Source organism: Thauera phenylacetica B4P (assembly GCF_000310225.1).
In the GTDB taxonomy this organism is placed as follows: domain Bacteria; phylum Pseudomonadota; class Gammaproteobacteria; order Burkholderiales; family Rhodocyclaceae; genus Thauera; species Thauera phenylacetica.
This window is the reverse complement of sequence record NZ_AMXF01000473.1, coordinates 1-1203: the sequence shown is the minus strand read 5'-3', so window position 1 is coordinate 1203 and position 1203 is coordinate 1. Positions and strand designations below refer to the sequence as shown.

Here is a 1203-nt window from a genome sequence, read left to right as displayed (position 1 = left end):
CGACTCGCGTCGCTCCTACAGTTCGAGCTTCAATGCCCCGCGGAAAACTGTAGGAGCGACGCAAGTCGCGATCCCCGCCTGTAATACGCGATCACGTACGTTCACCCCTCACCCCTCACCCCTCACCCCTCACCCCTCACCCCTCACCCTTCGAATGCCCGCCTTCATCCTGCGCCGCCTGCTGCAATCCGTCCTCGTCATGCTGACGGTGGCGCTGGTCGCGTTCGGCCTGTTCCGCTACATCGGCGATCCGGTGAACAACATGGTCGGGCAGGAGGCGACCATGGCCGAGCGCGAGGCGCTGCGCGAATCGCTCGGCTTGAACGATGCGGTGCCGCTGCAGTTCCTGCGCTTCGTGGCCAACGCGGCGCAGGGCGAGTTCGGCGTTTCCTATCGCATGGCGCGGCCGGTGGCGGACGTGATCGCCGAGCGCCTGCCGGCCACGCTGGAGCTGGCGCTGATCTCGGGTTTCGGTGCGCTCGCGCTGGGCATCGCGCTCGGCGTGTATACCGCACTGCGCCGCGACGGCTGGCTGAGCCACGCGATCATGGGGCTGTCGCTGGTGGGCGTGTCGCTGCCCACCTTCCTGATCGGCATCCTGCTGATCTACGTGTTCGCGGTCGAGCTGAAGGTGCTGCCCGCCTTCGGCCGCGGCGAGGTGGTGGACCTGGGGTGGTGGACCACCGGGCTGCTGACGACCTCGGGGCTGAAGTCGCTGGTGATGCCGGCGATCACGCTGGGCCTGTATCAGCTCACGCTGATCATGCGGCTGGTGCGCGCCGAGATGCTCGAGGTGCTGCGCACCGACTACATCAAGTTCGCGCGCGCGCGCGGGCTGACCGACCGCGCCGTGCATTTCGGCCACGCGCTCCGCAACACCCTGCTGCCGGTGATCACCATCACCGGACTGCAGATCGGCTCGATCATCGCCTTCGCCATCATCACCGAGACGGTGTTCCAGTGGCCGGGCGTGGGCCTGCTCTTCATCACCGCGGTGCAGTTCGTCGACATCCCGGTGATGGCGGCCTACCTGGTGCTGATCGCGCTGATCTTCGTCGTCATCAACCTGATCGTCGATCTGCTCTACTTCGTCGTCGACCCGCGCCTGCGCGTGCAGCGCAGCGGGCGCGGGCAGTGAGCGCCCCCGGCACCCCGGAACCCGCCATGCGCACCGACCCCCCCACGCCCACCCCCGCCGCTGCG

1 protein-coding gene is annotated in these 1203 nt (G+C 68.0%); it reads left to right on the top strand.

Features of this window, described 5'->3' with window-relative positions; translation table 11 throughout:
- Positions 1–154 precede the first annotated feature (154 nt).
- A complete protein-coding gene (locus tag C667_RS23120) occupies positions 155–1138 on the top strand; it encodes an ABC transporter permease (RefSeq protein ID WP_004389307.1) in 984 nt (327 codons plus the stop codon).
- The last annotated feature ends 65 nt before the right edge of the window (positions 1139–1203 follow it).